General features: G+C 72.8%; 14 protein-coding genes, 4 tRNA genes and 1 riboswitch. Of the genes, 9 read left to right on the forward strand and 9 right to left on the reverse strand.

What is annotated here, in order from left to right:
- The 4 genes from HCN56_RS25810 to HCN56_RS13515 form a co-directional block, all read right to left on the reverse strand.
- Positions 1-1302, reverse strand: a 1302-nt coding sequence (locus tag HCN56_RS25810) for an SCO2322-related protein (protein ID WP_209312693.1), incomplete at its 3' end; no start/stop codon positions are given.
- Positions 1303-1410: 108 nt separating this feature from the next.
- Positions 1411-1559: riboswitch (adenosylcobalamin (AdoCbl) riboswitch) on the reverse strand.
- 245 nt (positions 1560-1804) lie between these two features.
- On the reverse strand, positions 1805-3856 hold the full coding sequence (locus HCN56_RS13505) for a DEAD/DEAH box helicase (protein WP_167970778.1): 2052 nt from the start codon (positions 3854-3856) through the stop codon (positions 1805-1807).
- A 308-nt stretch (positions 3857-4164) separates the two neighbouring features.
- Entirely contained in the window at positions 4165-4644 is a 480-nt protein-coding gene (locus HCN56_RS13510; RefSeq protein WP_167970780.1) for a hypothetical protein, read from the reverse strand.
- Between the two features lie 403 nt (positions 4645-5047).
- On the reverse strand, positions 5048-5419 hold the full coding sequence (locus tag HCN56_RS13515; protein WP_209312694.1) for a metallopeptidase family protein: 372 nt from the start codon (positions 5417-5419) through the stop codon (positions 5048-5050).
- 200 nt (positions 5420-5619) lie between these two features.
- Between HCN56_RS13515 and HCN56_RS13520 the strand changes: the two genes are divergently transcribed.
- From HCN56_RS13520 to HCN56_RS13550, 7 genes are all read left to right on the forward strand, one after another.
- Positions 5620-5692: transfer RNA gene (locus HCN56_RS13520), tRNA-Glu, on the forward strand.
- Positions 5693-5732: 40 nt separating this feature from the next.
- Positions 5733-5807: transfer RNA gene (locus HCN56_RS13525), tRNA-Asp, on the forward strand.
- Positions 5808-5834: 27 nt separating this feature from the next.
- Positions 5835-5908 (forward strand) — tRNA-Phe (locus HCN56_RS13530).
- Positions 5909-6043: 135 nt separating this feature from the next.
- Positions 6044-6238 (forward strand): YlcI/YnfO family protein, encoded by a 195-nt coding sequence (locus tag HCN56_RS13535; protein WP_167970782.1) that lies wholly within the window; start codon positions 6044-6046, stop codon positions 6236-6238.
- Positions 6235-6627 (forward strand): type II toxin-antitoxin system death-on-curing family toxin, encoded by a 393-nt coding sequence (locus HCN56_RS13540; RefSeq protein ID WP_167970784.1) that lies wholly within the window; start codon positions 6235-6237, stop codon positions 6625-6627. Before HCN56_RS13535 ends, HCN56_RS13540 begins: the two co-directional genes overlap by 4 nt.
- A 265-nt stretch (positions 6628-6892) precedes the next feature.
- Complete coding sequence (hrpA, locus tag HCN56_RS13545; RefSeq protein WP_245246511.1) at positions 6893-10879, forward strand: ATP-dependent RNA helicase HrpA; 3987 nt, start codon at positions 6893-6895, stop codon at positions 10877-10879.
- 104 nt (positions 10880-10983) lie between these two features.
- Positions 10984-11058 (forward strand) — tRNA-Asp (locus HCN56_RS13550).
- Positions 11059-11943: 885 nt separating this feature from the next.
- On the opposite strand, the gene bldC is transcribed toward HCN56_RS13550, so the two are convergent.
- Both bldC and HCN56_RS13560 read right to left on the reverse strand, forming a co-directional pair.
- On the reverse strand, positions 11944-12150 hold the full coding sequence (gene bldC / locus HCN56_RS13555; RefSeq protein WP_019431930.1) for a developmental transcriptional regulator BldC: 207 nt from the start codon (positions 12148-12150) through the stop codon (positions 11944-11946).
- Positions 12151-12706: 556 nt separating this feature from the next.
- Positions 12707-13657, reverse strand: coding sequence for a DUF8083 family protein (locus HCN56_RS13560; protein WP_167970789.1), 951 nt, complete (start codon positions 13655-13657; stop codon positions 12707-12709).
- Between the two features lie 129 nt (positions 13658-13786).
- Between HCN56_RS13560 and HCN56_RS13565 the strand changes: the two genes are divergently transcribed.
- Positions 13787-14959 (forward strand): Leu/Phe/Val dehydrogenase, encoded by a 1173-nt coding sequence (locus tag HCN56_RS13565; RefSeq protein ID WP_167970791.1) that lies wholly within the window; start codon positions 13787-13789, stop codon positions 14957-14959.
- Between the two features lie 314 nt (positions 14960-15273).
- Positions 15274-15537: a DUF3073 domain-containing protein gene (locus HCN56_RS13570; protein ID WP_167970793.1), complete on the forward strand. Its 264-nt coding sequence runs from the start codon at positions 15274-15276 to the stop codon at positions 15535-15537.
- A gap of 254 nt (positions 15538-15791) precedes the next feature.
- Here the strand turns inward: HCN56_RS13570 and purM are convergent, their stop codons facing one another.
- The 3 genes from purM to HCN56_RS13585 all read right to left on the reverse strand — a co-directional run bounded on the left by purM (position 15792) and on the right by HCN56_RS13585 (position 19820).
- Positions 15792-16859: a phosphoribosylformylglycinamidine cyclo-ligase gene (purM, locus tag HCN56_RS13575; protein WP_167970794.1), complete on the reverse strand. Its 1068-nt coding sequence runs from the start codon at positions 16857-16859 to the stop codon at positions 15792-15794.
- 240 nt (positions 16860-17099) lie between these two features.
- Complete coding sequence (gene purF / locus HCN56_RS13580) at positions 17100-18662, reverse strand: amidophosphoribosyltransferase (protein ID WP_167970796.1); 1563 nt, start codon at positions 18660-18662, stop codon at positions 17100-17102.
- A gap of 351 nt (positions 18663-19013) precedes the next feature.
- Positions 19014-19820 carry a sterol carrier family protein gene (locus tag HCN56_RS13585; RefSeq protein ID WP_167970798.1) on the reverse strand — a complete coding sequence of 269 codons (807 nt, stop codon included), beginning with the start codon at positions 19818-19820 and terminating at the stop codon, positions 19014-19016.
- Between the last annotated feature and the right edge of the window lie 131 nt (positions 19821-19951).

Raw genomic sequence — 19951 nt, forward strand, 5'->3', positions numbered from 1 at the left:
CTCCGCAGCGGCGCCCGCCGCCGCGGGTGCCGGGGGTGCCGCGGGTGCGGCAGCTGCAAGGAAGGCGTCGTCATCCGGGCCGCCCGCCGCCGCAGCGGCGGCTCGGCGGCGGCGCCACGCGGTGGCGCCTGCGGCGCCGACCAGCGCGGTCAGCAGGGCAAGTCCGGCGAGCGTGGTCGCGGGGGGAGCGCCGCCCGTGCCGCTTCCGACCGTCTCGGCCTCGGTGTCCTCGCCGCTCCACTCGGCGGCCTCGGTGGGCTCCGGGGCAGGCGCGGCCTCGTCGGAGTCGGCGGACTCCTCGTCCTCCGCCTCCCCCTCGTCCGCGTCCTTCTCGTCGTCGGACTCCTCCTCGTCGGCGTCCTCGTCCTCGGAGTCCGCCGACTCGTCGTCCTCCTCGCGGGCCTCGTCGGCGTCCTCGGCCTCGTTCGGGTCCTCCGGCTCGCCGCGGCCGTCGTCCGGCACCTCGACTCCGCCCGCCACCGCTCCGCCGCCGACGGCGCCACCACCGGTCGCGGAACCGCCGCCGGTGCCACCGCCGGAACCGTCGCCTCCGCCCGAGCCGTCGCCACCGCCGGCCGCGCCACCACCAGCGCCGCCCGAGGAAGAGCCGCCGCCCGACGAGGCGTCACCGCCGGAGGACGAGCCCCCACCGGAACCACCCGAACCACCCGAACCGCCGGAGCCACCCGAACCGCCGTCCCCGCCGCCGTTGTCGGGCCGCAGCGGCGCGACACCCGGCGAGGGTGCGTCGTCCATCTCGCGGTTCATGGAGAACGACCAGCCCTCGAACGTCCCCTGCTGCGGGGTGCGGTAGGTCGCGCCGCGCTGGCTGTAGGTCCAGTTGCCGCCGTTCGGGGCGTGCCAGTACGACCAGTACGCGGAGGCGGGCGGGGTGTCGACGCAGTCCTCGGAGCCGGCGCCCGGGCGGCCGTTGATCCGGCAGATGAACGATTCGCCCCAGCGGGCGGTGCCGGCTATCTGGAACCCGGCGTTCTTCAGCGCGGAGAGGCCGTCGGCCTGCGGGCCGGGCGCGCAGCGCACCACGCGGCCGCCGCCGAGTTCGCGGAAGTCGACGATGACGGTCACCCCGGTGGTGCCGGGACAGAACCCCGGGGTGCCCGCCTGGGTGCGAAACGCCTCGCCGAAGCCGCCGACCGCCACCGGCCCGGCGGCCGGCGCCTGCGACGCGGTCGGCGCCGCGAGCGCGGTCGCGGGCGGCGCGGCAACCAGCGGAGCGGCCAGCAGCCCGAGCAGCGCGACGAGTGCCTGGACCAAGGTGGGACGCGCTCCGGTGGCGGGCATTGGGGGCCTTTCCCCTAGGGGCCCCGCGCGGCGCCCCGCGCCGACTCACACCCGGACCCCCGACGCGTTCCTTGCGAACACGGCGAGGGCCCGGACGGCCGGCAGGCTGAGGGCTCCACGCTGTAGACCATGACAGTGAGAAGCAGTGCACGTGACCCGCCGGGTGTTCCGACTCACGGCCGAAAGGCCGTTCACGGTTGCAGGTCAGTGCCGGATTCCCACCGGCTTCCCCCCGCGAGCCACGCATGAAGTTGTGCGGCCCGCACGACGGGCCACAGCGAACGATACGGCGGCCGGAGCATGCGCCGCCAGGGTTCGGGCCAGGTGACACCGCCCACAGCGTCCCCACCACGGCCGCTGTCGCCTCCGCCACGGCCCGGCCGACGGCCCGGGGTACAGGGGGTCGGACCGAAACGGCGCGGGCCGGTGAGCCCCCGTCAGGGATGCTCACCGGCCCGCGCCGTGTCAGGGGTGCGGTACCTCACGGTGCCGCACGGCGTGCTCAGTCCTCGCGCTTCCAGCGGGGCTTGTCGCCACGACGGTCGTCCGCGGGACGGGAGCCACCACGGTGGTCGTCGCGGCGGAACCCACCGCGGTCACCGTCACGGCGGTCGTCACGACGGAACCCGCCACGGTCGCCGCCACGGAACCCACCGCGGTCGCCACCGCGGTCGTCACGACGGTCGCCACCGCGGTCGTCGCGGCGGAAGCCCGGGCGGTCGTCGCGGCGGAAGCCGCCACGGTCACCGTCACGGCGGTCGTCACGACGGAACCCGGGGCGGTCACCGCCACGGAACCCACCGCGGTCACCGCCACGGTCGTCACGACGGTCGCCACCGCGGAACCCACCGCGGTCACCACCGCGGTCGTCACGACGGAACCCGCCACGGTCGCCGCCGCGGTCACCGTCACGACGGTCGTCACGACGGAAGCCGTTGCGGTCGTTGCCGCGCGCGCCCGGACGGCGGTCGTCGCGGCGGAAGCCGCCACGGTCGCCGTCACGGCGGTCGCCGCGCTCCGGGCGCTGCGCCTCGCGCTCCGCCTCCTGGCGCTCGCGCTCCAAGCGGCGGGCCTCACGGCGCGCCTCGCGCTCCGCCTCGGCCGCCTCCTGTGCGGCGTTGGCCGCGGCGATGGCCTCCTGCGGGTCCTCGCCGCGCTCACGGGCGGCGCGGCCGGTCAGCTGCTCGGCCTCGGAGCGCAGTTCACCGGCGCGCTCCTGGGCGCGCTCCAGCTCGCGGGCGAGGCGCTTGGCCTCGCGCTCGGCGTGGAGCGCGGCGCCCATGGCGGCCTCGGCGTGCAGCTCGGTCAGCGACCGGGCGCCGGTGATGCGGGTGATCTCCTCGTCGAAGAGATCGCCGCGGCCGATGATGTGGCGCGAGGCGTCGACGCCCGCGTCCTCCATCAGCCGGAAGACACCGCGGCGCTGGTGCGGTAGCGCCAGCGACACGACGGTGCCGGACTCGCCGGCGCGCGCGGTGCGGCCGGAGCGGTGCAGGTAGTCCTTGTGGTCGCCGGCCGGGTCCACGTTCAGCACCAGGTCGATGCCGTCGACGTGGATGCCGCGGGCGGCGACGTCCGTCGCGACCAGGACGTTGATCTTGCCGTCCTTGAAGTCGGCGAGGGTGCGGGTACGGGCGCCCTGGGTCATGCCGCCGTGCAGGGCGTCGGACCGGGCGCCCGACTCGCGCAGCTGCTCCGCGACGCGGTCCGCACCGAGCTGGGTGCGGACGAAGATGATGGTGCGCCCGCCCTTGCGCGCCGCGATGGCGCTGGTGATCGGGGCCTTGTCGCGCGGCTTCACGATCAGCACGTGGTGGGTCATGGTCGAGACCGCGCCTTGGGCGGCGTCCACCTCGTGGCTCACGGGCTCGACGAGGTAGCGCTTGACGAGGGTGTCGATCTCGTTCTCCAGCGTGGCGGAGAAGAGCATCCGCTGGCCGCCGGCGGGCACGAGGTCGAGGAGCTCGGTGACCTCCGGCAGGAAGCCGAGGTCCGCCATCTGGTCGGCCTCGTCGAGGACCGCGACCTCGACGTCGTCCAGCGAGCAGGCACCGCGGCCGATGATGTCGCGGAGGCGGCCGGGGGTGGCGACGAGGATGTCGACGCCGCGCTCCAGCGCGTAGATCTGGTTGCCCATCGAGGTGCCGCCGCAGACGACCTTCAGCTTGAGGCCGAGGACGTCGCCGTAGGGCTGGAGGGCGTCGGAGACCTGCATCGCCAGCTCGCGGGTGGGCGTCAGGATGACGCCGCGCGGCCGCTTGCGGGTGGTGGTGCCGCCGGCGAGACGGGCGAGCAGCGGCAGGCCGAAGCTCAGGGTCTTGCCGGAGCCGGTGCGGCCGCGGCCGAGGATGTCGCGGCCGGCCAGGGCGTCCGGGATGGTCGCGGCCTGGATCGGGAACGGCACGGTGACGCCGTTCTGCGCGAGCTTGCGCACCACGGCGTCGGGAAGCCCGAGGTCGCCGAAGGTGGTGGTGGGCTCGTCGTCCGCCAGGACGTCCGCGGTTTCGTCCAGCACGATCTCGGGGACGTCGAGGGAATCAACGGGTGCAGACATGGGTGATGCAATACCTTCCGGAGTCAAGCGGCACGCGCCTGAACTCCGTAGGTAGATTCGAACCGCCTTGTTGCGGTCAGCCACGGCTTCGACGAGGAACGCGCCACACGGCGCAAAGATGGCGCGCCGGGCAAGTGGGATCAAACGATCTACAAGAATACGCACGGCGAGCGGAACGACGCAAACCCGTCCGGGGCGGGAGTGGCGGGCGCCACAAGGGCCCCGACACCGCCCGTGGCCTCTCCGTTGCCGCCTCTCCGTTTCTGTTGCCGCCTCTCCGGTGCCGCCGACTCCCCTCCCGGACCGCCTCAGCGGGCCCGCTGCCGGAACTCCTCCGGTTCCCCCTCCGTCTCGCCCGGCTCCGGCTCCGCCGGCGGCGGCTCGGGTTCGGGCTCGGGGTCCGGGTCGGGCGGAGGAGCGGACGGCACCGGAGGGGGCGCGGGCGGGGCGGTGGGCGCCGGCTTGGCGGGGGGCTCGGAGGGCGAGGCCGGCACGGTCTGATCCGGGTCGGGACCGTGGTCGGGCTGGTCGCTGGGACGCGGCGCGGCGTCCGGCTCCTCGTTGTCCCGTTCGGGATCGGTGGGCGAGGAGTGCGGCCGGGAGCCGTTTCCCGCCTTCCCCCCGTCGTCAGCTGCGGCCGACCCCGAAGGGTCGGCCGGGGCGGTGCCGTCCTCCCCCTCCGCCCCGTCGGGGCCTTCCACACCCACGGAGACATCGGGCTGCGGCGGCGCCTGCGGTGGTCGGCCGTCGACGGTGACGCACCCGGAGACGGTGGCGAGCAGCGCCACGGCCGCCCCCAGGCAGGACGAGACAGTTCGGGACGACGGGCGGCGCACGGCTCCGGGACCTCCACGCGGTGCGGGCGGGTACGACCCTGCCCAACTGCCGTGGGGGGAACGAGGACACGGCCCCACGCGACCGACCGGGAGCATGCGGCGTGCCGGGGGCGGGGCGCACCTCGCGGGCGCCACGCCGGCGGGACGCACCGGCGCGGACTGCTACCCGCCGCGCGACCTGCGGGGCCGCCACCGCGGCGCGGCAGCGGGGAAGACCGGGTGGCGGGTGGCCCGGTGCGCCCGGTCCCTCGGACGCACCGGCCGGTGACGCGGATCACCGCCGGCGACAGGCGGGTGGCGCGACGCGCACGCGTCAGGCGTCAGGCGTCAGGCGTCAGGCGTCAGGCGTCAGGCGTCAGGCGTAGCCGAGTTCGTGGAGGCGGTCGTCGTCGATGCCGAAGTGGTGCGCGATCTCGTGCACCACGGTGATCTCGACCTCCTCGACCACCATGTCGCGACCGCCGCCCTCCCGCTCGCACATCCGCAGGGTGGGGCCCATGTAGATGGAGATGCGGTCCGGGAGCACCCCGGCGTACCACTCGCCGCGCTCGGTCAGCGGCGTCCCCTCGTACAGACCGAGGAGCTCGGGTTCCTCCGGTGGTGGTTCGTCCTCGACGAACACGGCGACGTTGTCCATCATCCGGGTCAGCTCCGGCGGGACGCGGTCCAGCGCCTGACCGACCAGGTCCTCGAACTCCTCGCGGCTCATCTCCAGCACGCACCCCATTGTGCCGCCCGCCGCCCGGAACGGGGCGGAGGCGGCAGAGGCTCGCAGCGCGGCCCGTCGGGGAGCCCGCCGCCGGGCTCCGGACGGCCTCCCCGACGGGCCGACGGGCCGCCAGGGATACGTTTTGGCGATCCGAGCAGCTATCCCATATGCTTCTCACGTCCCCGACGGCGCCGAACAAGCGCCCAGGTGGGCCACCAGCCCTCATCGTCTAGTGGCCTAGGACGCCGCCCTTTCAAGGCGGTAGCACGGGTTCGAATCCCGTTGGGGGCACGCTTTACCGTGTGTGGAACGATGTTCCGCGCATACGCAAGGTCCTGTGGAGCAGCTTGGAGTGCTCGCCACCCTGTCAAGGTGGAGGCCGCGGGTTCAAATCCCGTCAGGACCGCTTGCAGATCACTCCGGTGAACTGCGTGGCTGGGTAGCTCAGTTGGTACGAGCGATCGCCTGAAAAGCGATAGGTCGCCGGTTCGATCCCGGCCCCAGCCACCTCATACGAAGCCCCGGACGGCACACCGTCCGGGGCTTCGTCGTTCGCCCGCCCCCGCACCGGCCGCTGACCCGGGCCCGAGCCCCGAGCCCCGAGCCCCGACGCCGGTGATACCAGCGCGGTACCATGCAGTCATGGCGATGACCCTGAGGCTGCCCGACGACCTCGACGCGAAGCTCACCGAGCGCGCCAAGCGCACCGGTCGCAGCAAGCAGACGCTTGCGATCGAGGCGATCCGCGACGCCGAGGCCCGCGCCGAACTCAACGTGCACGACGTCCTGGCCGAGCTGAAGGACACCGACGCGGAGATCCTGGACTACCTGAAGTGAGCGGGACCCGCTACGTCCAGCTCGACGAGGTGCTGGTCATCGCGGCAGCCGTCAACGGGACCGAGCACAGCGTGCGCGACCTCGGCCTGCTCGTCTCGGCCACGGAGCGGCCGCGCACCCAGGCGTTCGGCGAAGTGTTGTACCCCACGCTCCATGAGAAGGCCGCGGCGCTGCTGCACGGGCTCGCCCGGAACCACGCGCTGATCGACGGCAACAAGCGCACCGCCTGGCTCGCCATGCGCTTCTTCCTGCGCATCAACGGTCTGCCCGCCGGTCACCCGGTCCCGCCGACCAAGGACGCGGGACCGTTCGTCGAGGCCGTCGCCCAGGACCATCTCGACGTGCCCGCCGTCGCCGAGCGCCTCGCGGAGTGGTTCCCGGTCCGCTGACCGCAGGCAGCCGCCGCGACGCGGACCGTACAGCCCCGCCCCGCACCCCCGCGCAGCCGGAGGCGCACGCTCCGTTAAGGGCTCGCCCATGAGGTGCGCCAGGTGAGATCCTGGTGCCGGTATGTCCAGACGACCTTCTTCCGCGCGGGTCGCGCAGGCCGACCAGGCCCCGCCCGTCGCCGACACCGCGTCCGCTTCCGCACCCGAGCCCGAGTCCGCACCCGTCCCTGCCTTCGCCGAGCTGCTGGAGCGCATCGCCGCGCTGATGCTGCCGGACCAGCGGCGCCTCGGCCGCCGGCTGGAGGGCGTCCGACGCGTCCGCAAGCCGGGGGCGCGCGACCAGGTCCTCACCGAGATCGGCCGTGCCGTGTCGGAGGCGGAGGCCCGCGTCGAGCAGCGGCGCGCGGCGGTCCCCAGGATCACGTACCCGGAGGCGCTGCCGGTCAGCCGCCGCAAGGACGAGATCGCCGCCGCGATCCGGGACCACCAGGTGGTGATCGTCGCCGGTGAGACGGGCTCCGGCAAGACGACGCAGCTGCCGAAGATCTGCCTGGAGCTGGGTCGCGGGGTGACCGGGCTGATCGCGCACACGCAGCCGCGCCGTATCGCGGCGCGCACCGTGGCGCAGCGGGTGGCGGACGAGCTGGACACCCAGCTCGGCGAGGCCGTCGGGTGGAAGGTGCGGTTCACCGATCAGGTGGGCGAGAGCACCCTGGTGAAGCTGATGACGGACGGCATCCTGCTCGCCGAGATCCAGCAGGACCGGGACCTGCGGCAGTACGACACGATCATCATCGACGAGGCGCACGAGCGCAGCCTCAACATCGACTTCCTGCTCGGCTACCTGGCGCAGCTGCTGCCGCGCCGGCCGGAGCTGAAGGTGGTCATCACCTCGGCGACGATCGACCCGGAACGGTTCGCCCGGCACTTCCGCTCGCAGGACGGCGAGCCGGCGCCCATCGTCGAGGTGTCGGGCCGGACCTACCCGGTGGAGGTCCGGTACCGCCCGCTGCTGGAGGAGGGCGGCGAGGAGGGGGACGGCGCCGACCGGGACCAGGTGACGGCGATCTGCGAGGCGGTCGAGGAGCTCCAGGCGGAGGGGCCGGGCGACGTCCTGGTCTTCCTCTCCGGCGAGCGCGAGATCCGGGACACCGCGGACGCCCTCGGCAAGCGGCAGCTGCGGCACACCGAGATCCTGCCGCTGTACGCGCGGTTGAGCCACGGCGAGCAGCAGCGCGTCTTCCAGCGGCACTCCGGCCGCCGGGTGGTGCTGGCGACCAACGTGGCGGAGACCTCGCTGACGGTGCCCGGCATCAAGTACGTGATCGACCCGGGGACGGCCCGCATCTCGCGGTACAGCCACCGCACGAAGGTGCAGCGGCTGCCGATCGAGGCGATCTCCCAGGCCAGCGCCAACCAGCGAAAGGGCCGCTGCGGTCGTACCAGCGACGGCATCTGTGTGCGGCTGTACTCGGAGGAGGACTTCGAGAGCCGCCCGGAGTTCACCGACCCGGAGATCGTGCGCACCAACCTGGCGTCGGTGGTGCTGCAGATGATCTCCGCGCGGCTGGGTGAGATCGAGAAGTTCCCGTTCATCGACCCGCCGGACCACCGGTCGGTGCGGGCGGGCGTGCAGCTGCTGGAGGAGCTGCACGCACTGGAGGACAACGGGAAGCGGCTGACGGAGACCGGCCGCAGGCTGGCGCAGCTCCCGGTGGACCCGCGGCTGGCGCGGATGGTGCTGGAGGCGGACCGCAACGGCTGCGCCCGCGAGGTGATGGTGATCGCCGCGGCGCTCTCCATCCAGGACCCGCGGGAGCGGCCGGCGGAGAAGCAGCAGGCGGCGGACGAGAAGCACCGCCGGTTCCGCGAGGGTCCGGGCGAGGAGTCGGACTTCCTGGCGCTGCTGCAGTTGTGGGAGTACGTACGGGAGCGGCAGCGGGAGCTGTCCTCCTCGGCGTTCCGCAGGCTGTGCCGTACCGAGTTCCTCAACTACCTGCGGATACGCGAGTGGCAGGACATCTACGCGCAGCTGCGGTCCGTGGGGCGCAGCCTGGGCATCCAGTTGGCGGACGAGGGCGCGGACCCGCAGCCGGACCGCATCCACCAGTCACTGCTGGCGGGGTTGTTGTCGCAGCTGGGGCTGAAGGACACCGACAAGCACGAGTACCTGGGCGCCCGCGGTGCCAAGTTCGCGGTCTTCCCCGGGTCGGTGCTGTTCAAGAAGCCGCCGCGGTGGGTGATGTCGGCCGAGCTGGTGGAGACCTCCCGGCTGTGGGCGCGGGTCAACGCCAGGATCGACCCGGAGTGGATCGAGCCGCTCGCCGGCCACCTGGTGAAGCGGACGTACAGCGAGCCGCACTGGGAGCAGAAGCAGGCCGCGGTGATGGCGTACGAGCGGGTGACGCTGTACGGCGTGCCGGTGGTGGCGCAGCGGAAGGTGAACTACGGGCGGATCGACCCGGAGGTCAGCCGCGACCTGTTCATCCGGCACGCGCTGGTGGAGGGTGACTGGCGGACCCAGCACGCGTTCTTCAAGGAGAACCGCGCGCTGCTGGCCGAGGTCGAGGAGTTGGAGCACCGGGCGCGGCGCCGCGACATCCTGGTGGACGACGAGACGCTGTACGCGTTCTACGACCGGCACGTACCGGATTTCGTGGTCTCCGGTGCGCACTTCGACTCCTGGTGGAAGAAGCGGCGGTCGGAGGAGCCGGACCTGCTGAGCTTCGAGAAGTCGATGCTCATCAACGAGGCGGCCCGCGCGGTCACCGAGTCCGACTACCCGGACACGTGGCGCCAGGGGCGGTTGTCGTTCGCGGTGACCTACCAGTTCGAGCCGGGCGCCGACGCGGACGGCGTCACGGTGCACCTGCCGTTGCAGGTGCTGAACCAGGTGACCGACGAGGGGTTCGACTGGCAGATCCCGGGCGTCCGGGAGCAGTTGGTGACGGAGTTGATCCGGTCGCTGCCGAAGCCGCTGCGGCGGCACTGCGTCCCGGCGCCGGACTACGCGCGGCGCTTCCTGGCGACGGCGCCGGAGCCGGGGTCGGAGCCGCTGGTCCGGGCGCTGGCACGCGAGTTGCGTCGGTTGACGGGGCAGCCGCTGACCGAGGAGGACTTCGACCTGGCGAAGGTGCCGGACCATCTGCGCGTCACCTTCCGCGCGGTGGACGACCGCGGGCGCCGGCCCGCGGGCGACCCGAAGCTGTCGGAGGACAAGGATCTTCCGGCGCTGCGGCAGCGGATGCGGCCCAAGGCGCGGGAGGCCGTGGACCAGGCGTTCTCGACCCCCTCGCGGGGCAAGGGCGGCGGGCGCCGGCGGGCGGGTGGGCCGCAGCCCGGCGCGGAGAGCGGCGGGGTCGGCCCGGAGCAGCGGTCGGGGCTGACGGACTGGACGGTCGGGGAGCTGCCGCGCACGGTGGAGACCCGGCGCGGCGGTCAGCCGGTCCGGGCTTTCCCGGCGCTGGTGGACGAGGGCGCCTCGGTGGCGGTGCGGCTGTTCGACTCGGCGGAGGAGCAGACCGAGGCGATGGCCCGGGGCACGCGGCGGCTGGTGCTGCTGCGGTTGCCGTCCGACCCGGCGAAGTTCGCCGCGGGGCAGCTCGACAACCGGGCGAAGCTGACGTTGGCGTCGTCGCCGCACGGTTCGGTGGCGGCGCTGCTGTCGGACTGCGCGACGGCCGCGGTGGACCAGTTGGTCGCCGCGCACGGCGGGCCGGCGTGGGACGAGCCGTCGTTCCGCACGCTGGTGGAGAAGGTGCGGGCGGACGTGGTGCCGCTGACGGAGCGGATCGTCGGCCGGGTGCGCGAGGTGCTGGCGGCGTGGCAATCGTGCGAGCGGCGGCTGAAGGGCGTCACCTCACCGGTGCTGCTGGAGTCGCTGACCGATGTGCGGGGCCAGTTGTCAGCGCTGATGTGCCCGGGGTTCGTGACGGCGCACGGGGCTCGGCGGCTGCCGGACCTGATGCGGTACCTGACGGCGGTGGAGCGGCGGTTGCAGCAGCTGCCGCAGCACGCGCAGCGGGATCTGGCGCGGACGGCGAAGGTCCGGGAGATGGCCGACGAGTACGCCTGGCTGCTGGAGCAGTTCCCGGCGGGGACGCCGGTGCCGGCCGCCGCCCGCGAGATCCGCTGGATGATCGAGGAGCTGCGGGTGAGCTTCTTCGCGCACGCGCTGGGGACCGCCTATCCGATCTCGGAGAAGCGGATCGTGAAGGCGGTGGATGCGGCCGTTCCGGAGGGGTCGCGGTAGCGCCGCGGCCACTCCGAACGGCGGGCGCGGCGGGTGCGCGGGACGGCGCGGGGCCGGATTGGCCTCGCGCCCCTGAACTGGGGTAGAGTCCTGTCTCGCAGCGAGGTCCTGTGGAGCAGCTTGGAGTGCTCGCCACCCTGTCAAGGTGGAGGCCGCGGGTTCAAATCCCGTCAGGACCGCATCGTGTGGAGCAGGGCCCGGATTCTTCGGAATCCGGGCCCTGCTGCGTTGTGCCCGCAGCCCGCAGCCCGGCGGGCTGCGGGTGAGGCCGGCCGGGCACGGTCGGCGGCCGCGCCCGCGGCGGTCGCGGCTCACCCGGCACCCCTGGCACGGCCCGTACGGGCCTGGGGCGCCCGCCGGCGCGCCTCCGAGGCGACGCCCGGTCAGGAGGCCGCAGGGGGGCGGCGAACGGCCCTGCGGGGTGCCTGAGGCCGCGCGGCGGCGGATGCGCGACCCGGGGGGGCGAGCCTGCCGGGTGACCGGTCCGGCGGCCGGCGGCGGTGTGCCTTACCTCACGTACGGCCCGGCCGAGGCGTGTGGCGGGGGTGGAAGGGCAGGAGGGAGGGTGTGGGCCGCAGGGCCCGCCCTGAAGCTGAGTCGGCGTCAACACCCCTGCGGCAATGGCTGCTTGGTTCGTGCATCCGGTCGACCTCCTCCCGACGGTGCTCGACGCGGCAGACGGGTGGGATCGCATCGGTGCACCGACCGCTCCGCGCGGCTGGTACGTACCACCCCGACCGGATGGGAGAGTTGCGCGGAGCGGGAACGCCGGGTGCCGCACGGTCGTTCTCACTATCGAACGGCGTTGACCAGGACAAGGGCAGACGGCTGTGACGGGAGTCACTGAACTTCCTTCGCGAAACGCCCCGTTGGACCGGAGGACGAAGCTCCGAATTTAATATGTGCAATTTCACTGTTGGTGGCGAGCCTCACAGCCACCACCCAGGGACGCCCCTGGAGCAACAGAAGACCGCACCGGACCCGGCGGAGTCCGATGCGGTCTGGGGCGCGGGCGTTCCGAGGAGGGGACCCCGGAAGCGGCGCTACTGCCTGCTTGCTACTGCTCAGGCCTCACCGCGCTGCTGAGGAATGCCCGCCAGCAGCGCACGCACCTCCGCTTCGCGGTAGCGGCGGTGCCCACCGAGCGTGCGGATCGACGTGAGCTTGCCCGCCTTTGCCCAGCGTGTGACCGTTTTGGGGTCCACGCGGAACATGGTGGCAACCTCCGCCGGCGTCAGCAGCGGCTCGGCGTCAGGGGTGCGAGCGGTCATCAGCGGCCTCCTCGAGAGAACCGAACCGAAACGGTTCATTCCTCTTAAATTCTGCAGCTTGACCCACGATGCCCGGATTCGGCGCACGTGGGTCGAGTCGGTTATAGGACGAACGGCTTGTCCTCGGCACTACAACTACACCATCGTCCCGGCCAGCTCGGCCAAACCGATGGATTTGCCACCTCAGGCGTTCATCCTCGGCGGTTGCCGGATGGACCATGTCATAGCGGACAGTCATCCCACCGTGACGACCTGTCACACCGTGACGATCCCTCACGAAAGCCGTCAAGGAACGCAAGTGCGCCCTGTCCGCACAAGGCGGACAGAAGGAGCCCCACCGAGCTCCTTGTCCTATTTTGACATGAGGGGGCCGCTTGCTGGCAAGAGGTCCCGAGACATCCACCCCGTGCCATCCGTCACGCTTGGGGCGGATTGGCAGCGAATGAGCCTGAATCCGACAGGAAAGGGACTTAGGTCCCTGGCGTCCCTATCCGTCTCTCCTGCCCCACTCGCCGCCCTCGCGCCACCCGGTCCGGGCGGCGTGGGACAGACGGCCTCAACTGGCGAACTGCCGCTCCCGCACGGCCGTCCAGCGTTCGGTCAACACCTCGTACAGCTCCCCTGCCCGTCCCACGTCCTCCGCGGCGAGAGCCGCGACCGCCTCACCGACATCCGCCGCCGAGTGGTCCGCCTCCAACCGGTCTGCGGAAATGGTATGCACAAGTCCTCCGTAGTCCAGTTCGACCAGCGAACGCGGGTGGAATTCCTCCAGCCAGCGACCCACATCGGTGAGCGCCGGCACCAGCAGACCGTGCGGGGTGGCGCGACGCACCGTGCGCAACGCGCCCGCCAGCCGGTGCCGGGCACGAACCATCGAGGTGCGGTAACGCAGCGACGCCGGCCGCGCACGCGCGGTCGGGGCGGTGTCCTCCGGCCGCGCCCCGTCCTGCCCGCGGGCGCCGGGGTCGACCTCCCCCGACGGCGGCTCGCCACCGGCGACCGGAGGCTGCCCTGGGGCCGACGGGCCACCGGCTCCCCCGAAGAACTCGCGTTCGGAATCGTCGAAGAGGCTGAACCAGCGTATCGGCACGTGCCAGAGCGCCGACCTGATCCAGGGCCGGGCCGTGGGGTGCCGCCCCACCCACCGCCGGTGCTGCCGTTCCGCCCTGCGGCGGCCGGCCACCGGGAGCGCCCGGTCCAGGACCGACTCGGGCATCATCCAGTGCCCGGCCTCCTCCAGTGCCTGCCAGGCCCGCAGCCGGGTGCGCCACGGGCAGACGTACAGCGCGCCGTCGAGCCGGGCGACGAACGCATCGCCGCTCTCCTCCTCGGGCGCGGGGCGGCCGGGGTCGGTGATCAGTGAGATCAGCGACCGCGCCAGCTCGTCCTGGGCGCCCGGGAGGTCGTCCCGTTGCGCGTAGCGCTCCCAGTGCGAGCGCTCGGGTTCGGGGAAGGCCGTCAGCGGCTCGTAGATCCGCAGGTACGAGGCGTAGGGAACCTGGGGCACGCGGCCTCCCTCGGTCGGCGTTGTCGATGATCCCAGTAGGTGGACCGAGCGGCCAGTGGCCGTGGGGGTCCGTGGGAAGGTGACGTTTCCCAGGGCCCGGGCGGGATCCGACGGCCGTAGAGTCGTGCTATGACCCTCACCACCCGCCGAGGGCATCCGCCACGACATACAGGAGTCACCACCGTGACTGACGTACGTCCCGCTGTCAGTGTCGACAGCCCGGCCGAGATCGACGTGCTGGACGTTCTGTTCCGATCGGAACAGGGCGGCCACGAACAGGTCGTGCTCTGCCAGGACCCGGCCAGCGGCCTCCGCGCCGTCATCGCCATCCACTCCACCGCACTGGGCCCCGCCCTCGGCGGCACCCGTTTCCACGCCTACCCCGGCGTGCCCCGCCCCGAGGAGGCCGCACTCCGTGACGCGCTGAACCTCGCGCGCGGCATGAGCTACAAGAACGCCCTCGCGGGACTGGAGCACGGCGGAGGCAAGGCCGTCATCATCGGTGACCCGACGCAGGACAAGTCGGAGGAGCTGCTGCTCGCCTACGGGCGGTTCGTGGCCGGCCTCGGCGGCCGGTACGTGACCGCCTGCGACGTCGGCACCTACGTGCAGGACATGGACGTCGTGGCCCGCACCAACCAGTGGACCACCGGCCGGTCCCCCGAGGCCGGCGGCGCCGGGGACTCCTCGGTGCTGACCGCGTTCGGCGTCTTCCAGGGGATGCGCGCCTCCGCGCAGCACCGCTGGGGCACGCCGGAGCTCGCGGGCCGCCGGGTCGGCGTCGCCGGCGTCGGCAAGGTGGGTCACATCCTGGTCGACCACCTGGTCGAGGCGGGTGCGGAGGTGTTCGTCACCGACGTGCGGGCGGAGTCGCTCGCACGGGTGCTGAACACCCACCCCTCGGTGACCGCGGTGGCCGACACGGCCGCGCTGATCACCACACCCGGGCTGGACGTCTACGCGCCCTGCGCGCTCGGCGGGGCGCTGAACGACCTGACCGTGCAGGCGCTGACGGCCGGCATCGTCTGCGGTGCCGCCAACAACCAGCTCGACCACCCGGGCATCGAGAAGACGCTCGCCGACCGCGGGGTGCTCTACGCGCCCGACTACGTGGTCAACTCCGGCGGGGTCATCCAGGTGGCCGACGAGCTGCACGGATTTGACTTCGCACGTGCGAAGTCGAAGGCCGAGAAGATCTACGACACCACCCTGGAGATCCTCGACCGGGCGCACTCCGAGGGCGTGCCCCCGGCCGCCGCGGCCGACCGGGTCGCCGAGCAGCGGATGGCCGCCGCCCGCTGACCTGGGCCCGCGCCAACACGCCGGAGAGGGCGCCGGGCGGCCCCGTTCAGGGCCGCCCGGCGCTTGCGTAAGACATGTCACGCACCTTCGGTGGGTTGCGCTCCGAAAGAAGGTAAAATCACCGATGACCTGCCAATGAGAGGTCACGGGCCGGTGCCGAGCCGCCTCTGTCCTGCGGACGGCGTACCGTAGGGTCGAGGAAGCAGGTACCGTTGAAGCCCGGTGGATCGGGCTCCTGCGGGGCCCGCTCCGTTCCGTGAACGCATGTCAACACTCTGGGGCCGCAGCGCCCCGACGTTGAGGGGGTCGAGCCAATGGGGCGCGGCCGGGCCAAGGCCAAGCAGACGAAGGTCGCCCGCCAGCTGAAGTACAACAGCGGCGGTACCGATCTGTCGCGTCTGGCCGAAGAGCTGGGTGCATCCTCGTCCGAACCGTCGCCGCCACCGAGCGACGAACGCTTCGAACAGAACGATGAACCCGAGGACGACCCGTACGCCGAGTACGCACGGCTGTACAACGACGACGAGGACGACGACGAGTCGCAGTCCGACGCCTCGTCACGGCGCCGGGAGTCCTGACTCCCGCGCCGTTGGCGCTGCCGAAAGACCGGTCCGGTTCTGCCGGACCGGCTTTTGTGCTGTCCGGGGTCCGGCACAGCGCCTGAGCTGCGCCGCGTGGACGAGCTGCGTCCGCCGCCCGGCCCGCGGTCGGCTGCGGGCGTCGGTCACCGGCGGGCCGCCGTCCCGGCCGCGCTCGGGGCGCGACACGGGCCGGTACGGGTTCGGGGGCGGCAGCCGCCGGGTCACTGCTGGTCACCGGGGTGAACGGCGTCTCAGGCGTGGTCACCGTGGAGGGTGACGGCTTCCTGGTCGGCGTCGCGGTCGGTGATCTCGCCCAGCAGCCAGGCGTCGATGCCCCGGTCGGCGAGCGTGGTGAGCGCGGCGTCCACGGAGTCGGGCGGCACGATCGCGACCATGCCGACGCCCATGTTGAGGGTGCGCTCCAGTTCGTAGCGGGCGACGTGGCCCAGCTCGCCGACCAGCCCGAAGATGGGTGACGGCGTCCAGGTGGAGCGGTCCAGCGTGGCGTGGAGCCCCTCGGGCACGACCCGTGCCAGGTTGGCGGCGAGCCCGCCGCCGGTGATGTGCGAGAAGGCGTGGACCTCGGTGGTGCGGGTCAGCGCCAGGCAGTCCAGGGAGTAGATCCGGGTCGGCTCCAGCAGCTCCTCCCCCACCGTGCGGCCGAGTTCCGCGACCTCGCGGTCGACGTCCCAGCCGGCGCGGTCGAAGAGGACGTGGCGGACGAGCGAGTAGCCGTTGGAGTGCAGGCCGGAGGCGGCCATGGCGATGACTTGGTCGCCGGCGCGGACCCGCTCGGCGCCGAGCAGCCGGTCGGCCTCGACCACGCCGGTGCCGGCGCCGGCCACGTCGTACTCGTCGGGGCCGAGGAGCCCCGGGTGTTCCGCGGTCTCGCCGCCGACGAGGGCGCAGCCGGCGAGGGTGCAGCCCTCGGCGATGCCCTTGACGATGGCGGCGACCCGGTCGGGGTGGACCTTGCCGACGCAGATGTAGTCGGTCATGAACAGCGGCTCGGCCCCGCAGACCACCAGGTCGTCGACGACCATGGCGACGAGGTCGCGCCCGATGGTGTCGTGGACGTCCATGCGCTGGGCCACGGCGACCTTGGTGCCGACGCCGTCGGTGGCGGAGGCCAACAGCGGGCGCTCGTAGCGCTTGAGCGCCGAGGCGTCGAAGAGGCCGGCGAAGCCGCCGAGGCCGCCGACGCTCTCCGGGCGCTGCGCGGTCGCCACCCACTTCTTCATCAGTTCGACGGCCGTGTCCCCGGCCTCGATGTCCACGCCGGCTGCGGCGTAGGAGGCACCGGGAGTGCTGTCACTCATTGCGGTCTCTTCCGTGGTTCGGGATGCGTCGCGAGCGGTCACCGGCCGGCCGCCGACGGCGGGGCCGTCCCGCTGCCCGGACGGGCGGTCGCGGGTGGGAGGGGTGCCGCCGGGCGGCGGCGCGGGTTCGCGACCGGTGGTGCTGCGCGGTCGGCGCACCCGGGGGCCGGCCGGGCGCCGGGCCGGCCGGGTGGACACGCACGTGGTGCGTCCCGCCCGCCGGACTCGCGGCGCCCGTCGTCACGGCCTGCGCAGGGCGTCGCCGGCGCCTGGGCCGGTGACCAGGGCGTCGACCCCGTCCACGTCGCTGTGGCGCGTGGAGTCGCGCCCGGGACGCTCCTCCAGGAGGTCCTTGCCCAGCAGGGTGGGGTCGGGCAGCTCGACCGGGTACTCGCCGTCGAAACACGCCCGGCAGAGGTCGGGCTTGGCGATCGTCGTCGACTCGACCATGCCTTCCAGCGAGATGTAGGCGAGGGAGTCGGCGCCGAGGGAGGTGCCGATCTCGTCCGTGGTCAGGCCGTTGGCGATGAGTTCCGCGCGGGTGGCGAAGTCGATCCCGAAGAAGCAGGGCCACTTGATGGGCGGCGAGCTGATCCGCACGTGGACCTCGGCCGCGCCGGCCTCGCGGAGCATCCGGATCAGGGCGCGCTGGGTGTTGCCGCGGACGATCGAGTCGTCCACCACCACCAGCCGCTTCCCCCGGATGACCTCCTTCAGCGGGTTCAGTTTCAGCCGGATGCCCAGCTGGCGGATGGTCTGACTCGGCTGGATGAAGGTGCGCCCCACGTAGGCGTTCTTCACCAGTCCGGAGCCGTAGGGGATGCCGCTGGCCTCCGCGTAGCCGATGGCGGCCGGGGTCCCGGACTCCGGTGTCGCTATCACCAGGTCGGCGTCGACCGGCGCCTCGCCGGCGAGACGCCGGCCCATCTCGACACGCGAGAGGTAGACGTTGCGGCCGGCGATGTCGGTGTCCGGGCGCGCGAGGTACACGTACTCGAAAACGCAGCCCCGGGGCTTCGCTTCAGCGAATCGACGGGTACGGAGACCGTTCTCGTCGACGGCGATCATCTCGCCCGGTTCGATCTCCCGGATGAAGGAGGCGCCGACGATGTCGAGCGCCGCGCTCTCCGAGGCGACCACCCAGCCGCGCTCCAGCCGGCCGAGGACCAGCGGGCGGAAGCCCTGCGGGTCGCGGGCGGCGTAGAGCGTGGTCTCGTCCATGAAGACGAAGCTGAAGGCGCCGCGGACCCGGGGCAGGACGCGCTCGGCGGCCTCCTCGACGGTCAGCGGGCGGCCCTCGTCGTCCGTCTGGCCCGCGAGCAGCGCGGTCACGAGATCGGTGTCGTTGGTGGCCGCGACGCGGTGCCTGGGGGTGTGGCCCCCGGGCAGCTCGGCGACCATCTCGGCCAGTTCGGCGGTGTTGACCAGGTTGCCGTTGTGGCCGAGCGCGATCGAGCCGTGGCCCGTCGCACGGAAGGTCGGCTGCGCGTTCTCCCAGGTGGAGGACCCGGTGGTCGAGTACCGGGCGTGCCCGACGGCCATGTGCCCCTGGAGGGAGCCGAGGGAGGTCTCGTCGAAGACCTGCGAGACAAGACCCATGTCCTTGAAGACGAGGATCTTCGAGCCGTTGCTCACCGCGATGCCCGCGGACTCCTGCCCCCGGTGCTGCAGCGCGTACAGACCGAAATAGCTGAGTTTGGCGACCTCCTCGCCCGGAGCCCAGACACCGAAGACGCCGCAGGCGTCTCTCGGGCCCTTCTCACCGGGGTCGAGGTCGTGGCTGAGTCGTCCATCACCACGCACATTCGTCAGTCTAGGGCAGGTTGCCCCGGGCGCGGGCCGCGCTCCTTGTGACACATGGCTCACCGGGTCACGGCTCGGAACGGCCCACTCCGAGCCATGCCCCCCTCTGACCTGCGACGTGACCGGCGGCGGCCACGCTGGGCCCGCACGAGGGTGACCCGGGGTGACGACCGCCGTCGGTGCCACGGGGGGCGATCGGAACAGGTTCGCGACCTGGTGTTCGGCTGCCGTGCCCTCCCGGCGGCCCGGCGGCGGCTTTCCGGCGGCCCGGCGGCGACCGTCCGGCGGTCCGCCGACGGGCTGCTCGGAGTCCGCTGCGCCCGCGGACTCCGCCCTCGGGCGAGGGCGGGTTCAGTGCAGGACGGGCAGTTCCTCGGCGAGACCGGCGGCGCGCTCGCCGCCGACCTTGAGCCGACCGGTGGCCGTCATCGTTTTCCAGGTGGCGCGGCCCGTGGCGAGCCGGACCCAGCTGACGGGGTCGGTCTCGACCACCTGTCCGGGGGTGCCGCGGGTGTGGCGGGGGCCGGTGAGGCACTGGACGGCGGCGAACGGCGGGATGCGCAGCTCGGTCGAGAACCCCGGCGCCTTCTCGGCGAGGGCGTCGGCGAGGACGCGGACGGTGCTGGCGACCGCCATCCGGTCCAGCCGGACCGGGCTGCCGGTGGCCCGGGTCAGGTCGTCGCTGTGCACGACGAGTTCCACGAGCCGAGTGACGGTGAAGTCGATGGCGCGCATCGGGCCGAAGACGTGCGGCAGCAGGAGGTCCTCCCGCACGCCGGTGTCGATGACCGACTCCAGTTCCTCGGCGGCGGTGTCGATCGCGGCGGCCTGGTCGTCCCGGGCGGCGGCGTCCTCCTGGGCCCAGGAGTCGATCTTGGTGGCGATCTCGCCCGTGCCCAGCACCCACTGGGAGAGGGTGCAGGAGGGGCGGGTGGCGCGGGGCGCCGGCTCGGCGAGGAGCTGCGGGAGGGCGTCGATCTGCCGGGCGAGGTGGGCCAGCAGGTGGCGGACGTCCCAGCCGGGCAGGCCGGTGGGCCTGCCGAGCTGCTGGGGGGTGAGCTCGTGGGCGGCCAGGCGGACGAATTCCACCTGCGCCAGCACCGCATCCCGGACCCGGTCGGGATGGTAGGAGCGAGGCTTGCGCCGAGGTGTGGACATGTCTGGAGCTTACGACCTGCGCCCTCTGCGCGAGGCGGAGAGTCGCCGACCCGGTGTGCCGCCGCCCGGGACGACCAGGCCGCCGCGATCGACACCGCCGCCGAGGAACTGGAGTCGGTCATCGACACCGG

Source organism: Streptomyces lonarensis (genome assembly GCF_012033735.1).
GTDB lineage: Bacteria > Actinomycetota > Actinomycetes > Streptomycetales > Streptomycetaceae > Streptomyces > Streptomyces lonarensis.